Annotated in this window: 7 protein-coding genes and 1 tRNA gene; all 8 read right to left on the reverse strand. The window is 38.1% G+C overall.

What is annotated here, in order from left to right:
• Nucleotides 1-2 precede the first annotated feature (2 nt).
• The 8 genes from CWS31_RS15325 to ybgC all read right to left on the reverse strand — a co-directional run bounded on the left by CWS31_RS15325 (nt 3) and on the right by ybgC (nt 5,777).
• Nucleotides 3-78, reverse strand: a tRNA-Lys gene (locus tag CWS31_RS15325).
• Nucleotides 79-262: 184 nt separating this feature from the next.
• Nucleotides 263-1,057 carry a tol-pal system protein YbgF gene (gene ybgF, locus CWS31_RS15330; protein WP_101343080.1) on the reverse strand — a complete coding sequence of 265 codons (795 nt, stop codon included), beginning with the start codon at nt 1,055-1,057 and terminating at the stop codon, nt 263-265.
• Between the two features lie 44 nt (nt 1,058-1,101).
• Nucleotides 1,102-1,656, reverse strand: a complete 555-nt coding sequence (gene pal, locus CWS31_RS15335; RefSeq protein ID WP_211355847.1) for a peptidoglycan-associated lipoprotein Pal — start codon at nt 1,654-1,656, stop codon at nt 1,102-1,104.
• Between the two features lie 80 nt (nt 1,657-1,736).
• On the reverse strand, nt 1,737-3,122 hold the full coding sequence (gene tolB / locus CWS31_RS15340) for a Tol-Pal system beta propeller repeat protein TolB (protein ID WP_101343082.1): 1,386 nt from the start codon (nt 3,120-3,122) through the stop codon (nt 1,737-1,739).
• 169 nt (nt 3,123-3,291) lie between these two features.
• A complete protein-coding gene (tolA, locus tag CWS31_RS15345; RefSeq protein ID WP_246143553.1) occupies nt 3,292-4,254 on the reverse strand; it encodes a cell envelope integrity protein TolA in 963 nt (320 codons plus the stop codon).
• Between the two features lies 1 nt (nt 4,255).
• A complete protein-coding gene (tolR, locus tag CWS31_RS15350) occupies nt 4,256-4,681 on the reverse strand; it encodes a protein TolR (protein WP_101343083.1) in 426 nt (141 codons plus the stop codon).
• Between the two features lie 9 nt (nt 4,682-4,690).
• Nucleotides 4,691-5,377: a protein TolQ gene (gene tolQ, locus CWS31_RS15355; RefSeq protein WP_101343084.1), complete on the reverse strand. Its 687-nt coding sequence runs from the start codon at nt 5,375-5,377 to the stop codon at nt 4,691-4,693.
• The gene (ybgC, locus tag CWS31_RS15360; protein ID WP_246143555.1) at nt 5,367-5,777 is read right to left on the reverse strand and encodes a tol-pal system-associated acyl-CoA thioesterase; all 411 of its coding nucleotides are present in this window, start codon (nt 5,775-5,777) and stop codon (nt 5,367-5,369) included. Before ybgC ends, tolQ begins: the two co-directional genes overlap by 11 nt.
• Nucleotides 5,778-5,990 lie beyond the last annotated feature (213 nt).

Genomic DNA, 5,990 nt, shown 5'->3' on the forward strand with positions numbered 1-5,990 from the left:
AGTGGTCGGCCGTGAAGGATTTGAACCTTCGACAAATTGGTTAAAAGCCAACTGCTCTACCAACTGAGCTAACGGCCGACATGTGTTGAGTCACTGCCTCAACGCGGGGCATATGATACTCATAATATTTTTAAGTGCAACTATAAACTTCGTTTTTCTTGCATTTTTATCGATATAATTTGCTATTCGCGCATTTTCTCAACAATACGCTACATTAATCAACAATGAAGTTTACCGTTACCTGTTTTATTCCAACAACACACTATTTAGTTAAACTGGCTAAACGAGGTTTTGCAAGTGTAGCAGCAGTTGATGTTGGATACTCTTTTAGCAATTGTTGGTAAGTTGTTATCGCTTTTTGATTATCTTTTTGTTTTTCGGCAACCATAGCAAGTTTTAACATTGCGTCTGGACGCTTAGTTGAATCTTTATGAACATTAACCACAACTAAAAATTCGTCATGCGCTTCACCAAGATCACCTTGATTAAACAATAATTGCCCTAACCAGTAATGTGAATTTGGGGCATAACTTGATTTTGGAAAGCTTTTGTTGAATGCTCTAAACTCAACTATGGCTTGCTTGTAACTTTTATCTTTTAAAACAAGGTTTAGCGCTCGATCATAACTTTCATTTTCAGTTAAGTTACTGCTATACCCTGCTGTACTGGCTGTACTAGTGGTAGTTGCACTAACACTTGGTGCGGCTGCAACAGGTGTTTTACTGCTTGTTTCGAGAACTTCATTAACTCGTCTGTCAATCTCTTTATACAACTCTCGTTGTCGCTCTAATACTTGCCCCAATTGATGGGTATGTAATTCTGTTACGCCGCGAAGTTCACTTACTTCGGTTTGTAATTGGTCAAGCTGACGCTGAAGTTTAATTTGAGCTTTGTTACGTGCATCCAGCTTACGTGACAAGGTTGTTAATTGGTCTAATAACGCTGCTGAATCTATAGAACTAGCGTTAACATCAATTACTGGCGCTTTAGCAACAGCTAGCGCACTGAATGCGCTAGCTGTAAACATAATGCCAAATAAAACTTTATTGAGTTTCATTTTGGTACCTGCTTATTATAAAAATTATTAGGTATAACTATTTATTAGTAAACTAATACAACACGACGGTTTTTAGCAAATGCAGCTTCGCTACGTCCTCTGTCTGCAGGTTTTTCTTCACCGTAGCTAACAACAGTAAGTTGGTCAGCTGGAACACCCATGTTTTCTAAATAAGTTGCTACTGATTTAGCACGACGCTCACCTAACGCAATATTGTACTCAGGTGTACCACGTTCATCGGTATTACCTTCAATCAATACTTTGATATCTGGGTTAGCATTCAAAAACTGTGCGTGTGCATCTAAAATAGCGCCGTAATGTTCACTTACGTTTGATACGTCAAAATCAAAGTAAATAATGTGCTCTGCACGTAATGCAGCTAACTCTTGGCGTTTTTCTTCTTCAATTGCAGCGGCACGTTTAGCGGCAGTAACTTGTACGCTGTCGGCAGCTTCTTGCGCGTCTTTTGCGTTTTGTGTTATTTGAGCATTGGTATCTACTTGGCTTTGTTCGTCACTATCTGACATTGAACTACAAGCTGATAAAACAGTAAGTGGTAAAGCGATTGCTAGGCTTTTTACTAAGTTACTTTTTACGATGTTAAAGCGCATAATTTGTTCCTATTTTCTAAAGTAATGATTAATTAAAAATTAATTAATTTTTGGATGTTTTATTATTATTATAAAAATGGCGACCAAGCAGGTGCTTTTACATGACCATCAAGTGCTGGCAATCTTGCTTTGAAACGACCATCTACCGACACTAACCCCAACACCTGTCGATTGTTATGTGAGGTACTGTATATAATCATGCCGCCATCAGGCGATACACTCGGCGATTCATCTAAGCGAGTTTCAGTTAATACTTGAAACAAATTAGCGTTTAAATCTAATTTAGCTAAGCGATATTGTCCACGTGTTCTGTTTACCATGATTAATTGTTTGCCGTCAGGTGTAATTGAACCTCCTAGGTTCATTTCACCGTCAAATGTCAAACGTCTTACTTTACCCCCGGCTAAATCTACGCGATATAGCTGTGGTTTACCACCACGTTCTGAACTAAATACTAACGACTTACCGTCTGGGCTCCAACTAGGCTCAGTGTCAATTGCTCGGTTTCTCGTTACTCGACGTAGTTTTTTAGTATCAAGGTCCATAATGTACAAATCAGGGTTACCATCTTTTGATAACACCATTGCCATTTGTTTACCGTCTGGGGAAAAACGTGGCGCACTGTTAATCCCTTTGAATGAGCTAATTAGCTTTCTTTCACCGGTGTAAATATCAATACTATTAATTTCTGCTTGATGATTTTCAAATGACACATAGGCAATTTGTTCGCCATTTGGGCTCCAATCGGGTGACATTAATGGCTCTTTTGAGCTTAATAATACATGTTCGTTATAACCATCGTAATCAGCAAAAGCTAGTTGATACGGGTATGTGCCTTCATCGCGTACAATAATGTAGGCGATTTTAGTTAAAAATGCACCACGTGTGCCTGTAAGCTTTTCATATATAACATTACTAATACTATGAGCATAACGACGCGCCTGACTAAGCTCAATATTAGCACTGCTTTTCGCTAACAAATGATCGGTACTTTGTACCAACTCACCATTACTTAATTTTGATGGATTACCATCAGTTAATTGGCCGCGTATTACGTCAATTAGCTCATAAGTTACAGTAAAACGCCCGGGAGAACTCTCTACTATTTTACCTATAAGTACAGCTTCGGCACCTAAATTTGCCCAAGCGCTGTAATCAATATTTTTAGCATCTACAGACTTTTGTGGAAATTTATTTTCCGCAATAGGACTAAATTTACCACTACGAAGTAAATCATCACTGATCACTTTTGATAATGATTCAGGCGGCTCGCCAGCACCTTGCCATTGAAACGGCATTATAGCGATAGGTCGAGCACTGTCTACTCCACCGGTAATAACAATTTCTAAAGCGGCCATTGCTTGGTTTGAACTAAATAATATACAAGCACTGAATAATACTTTTGTTAAAGTATTAGTTAACCCATTTGAGAATATTTTTGATAATAACTTCATCTTTTTAAAAACTTCCTACTGTCTTAGAGTAGTCAACAATCGACTATCTAGATTAAACCATACACCTTATTTACCTATCATCAAATGTAGGTAAATAAGTGTTTGAGAAACGCATAAATATTAGCGTAAAGGTCAAATACTCGAGCTAAAACACATGTTAAAACTCATGCTAAAATTCTGGCATTACTAATACGGATATATTGCTCATTTCTTTAAACACTTCGGGATCTTTAGATACTGGTAAATTACCTGCTTTACCAATAGCTATTGTGGCAGCATCACACACCACTTTATCTCCCTGCCCAGCTTTAACATCAATAACAAAACCTGAAGGCGCCAGTTTAAGCGTTAATTTACACGATTTATTTTCCATCGTACTGCGATCTTTGATCATACGTTGGTTAATACTTTGTGTAATTAATGCTGAGTAGCGCTGAATTTCAGTCATAACTTGCTGTTGTCTTGCTTGATTACGACTAGCCATTTCGTCTGCCATTTGCTCTGCGAGCATTGCGTCTTGAATAGCTTGCTCTTTTGCCGCTATTTCTTTACGTTTTTGCTCTGCTATTTTTTCAAGGCGTAACTCTTCAGCTTTTTTCGCAGCGGCTTCTTCTTTTATGCGTCTTGATTTAGCTTCCGCTGCTGCTTTTTCTGCAGCTTGCTTTTCTTGCTCTTTTTGTTTACGAACTTTTTCAGCGTTATCAGCTTTAGCTTTTGATGCTTTTGCCTCGTTATCGGCTTTGATTTTTTCTTGCTCTTTTTTCTTACGCTGAGCTTCTAAGCTTTTAATACGCGCTTCTTCTTTCGCTTGACGTTTTTTCGCATCAGCAGCACGCTTTTCAGCATCTTTAATACGTTTTTGTTCCGCATTAACTTGATTTGCTTTATCTTGTTTTATTTTATTTATTGCTTGGTCAAGCTTAGCTTTGTCAATGACTACCGCTTTAATTGGCTCGCCAGCATTTGGCGCAGGCGTTGGTGTTGGCTTAGGCATTGAAGAAAAATCACCTGACAATAACCCAACCAATAAAGCAACATGCAAGGCAATACTTAACCATAAGGCTTTAGCATTAGCTGATTTACTAGCCTTAGCCATATCACTACTGGCAAGTGAGTTGTTTTTTTCAGTCATACTACTGGTCCACCGAATCCGTCATTAATCCAACTGATGGCACACCTGCTACCGTTTGTAACATTACCATTAATTGAATAACCGCATTATATGATACTGAGCCATCACCATTTACAACAACAGGTGTTCCTGGCTCAAGTTCAAGATGCGCTTTAACTAACACAGCAACTTCTTCTGCTGACATGGGTACTTTGTCATCAGCCCCTACAGTTAGGTAATAACGGCCTTGTGCGTCAACACTGGCAACAAGTGGTGTTTTGCTGTCTTCATCAAGTGGTTCAGCTTCAGCTTGCGGTAAATCAACCTTTACCCCTTGGGTAATTAACGGCGCAGTTACCATGAAGATAATTAATAACACCAACATTACATCAATGTATGGTACCACATTTATTTCAGCCACTTTACGGCGTCTAACTCTTTGATACATAGTAAGACCCTACTTAGATGATTGCTCTGCTGCAGATTGGCGTTGCAAAATGCTAGAGAATTCATCCATGAAGTTGCCGTAGCTGTTTTCTAATTTCTCTACTTTATGGCTAAAGCGGTTGTAAGCCATAACTGCAGGAATAGCCGCGAATAAGCCCATTGCTGTGGCAATTAACGCTTCGGCAATACCTGGTGCAACCATAGCTAAAGTAGCTTGTTTTACTGAGCCTAACGCTATAAATGAGTTCATTATTCCCCATACTGTACCGAATAAACCAATATATGGGCTGATTGAGCCAACCGTTGCCATAAAGGGTAAATGTGTTTCTAAGTTGTCTACTTCGCGTGATAAGGCAACGCGCATAGCACGGTGTGTGCCATCAACAATAATTTGTGGATTATCTATATGGCTTTTTCTTAAACGAGCGAATTCTTTAAAGCCTGAAACAAATAAGCTTTCGATACCATGAACTTCTGGCTTAGCTGATATTTCACTGTACAATTTACTTAAGTCTGCACCGCTCCAAAACTTATCTTCAAAAGCTTTTAATTCACTCGCAGCAGTACGTAAAATTTTTCTGCGTTGAAATATCATTGCCCAACAAGCAATTGAGAAACTTAATAAAATAAGCATAACACTTTGCACTAATATACTTGCTTCTAAAAACAAGTGGAAAATAGATATTTCAGCTGACACGTTTAAACGCTCCTAGTATTAAGTCGGGAATAGCACAGGGTTTATTCTGACTAAAATCTACACAAGCAATACGTACGTTAGCGGTACATAATACTTGCTTTTCTTGATTGGTTATTTGTTGTTGAAACACTAAACTAGCTCGTTTCAACGTTATTATTGTTGAGTGTACTTCAAGTAAATCATCGAGTTTTGCCGAAGCAATATTATTCATTTCTACGTGTCTGACCACGAAACCTAATTTTTGTTGCAAAAATGTTTCTTGGTTTACACCTATTTCTCTAAGCCACTCGGTACGAGCTCGCTCAAAAAACTTTAAGTAATTCGCATAATAGACAATGCCACCAGCATCGGTATCTTCGTAATAAACGCGAATAGCAAATTGATGGTTTTTGATAGACATTGATTGTGCTATGAGATCAGACATTTTGAAATGAATTAAAACTCTTGAGTTACCTAACTTTATTAGTGTCTATATAGTAATAGATAAAGTAATACGCAAACAAGACGGCGGAGATAAATACTTACACTTTTTAGCATAAAACACCATTAAAAGGCATTTTATACCAATTTGATTAAGTTTCTTCTCAACTCAGAGCTATATTCGATACTCATT

Source organism: Colwellia echini (assembly GCF_002843355.2).
Lineage (GTDB): Bacteria > Pseudomonadota > Gammaproteobacteria > Enterobacterales > Alteromonadaceae > Colwellia > Colwellia echini.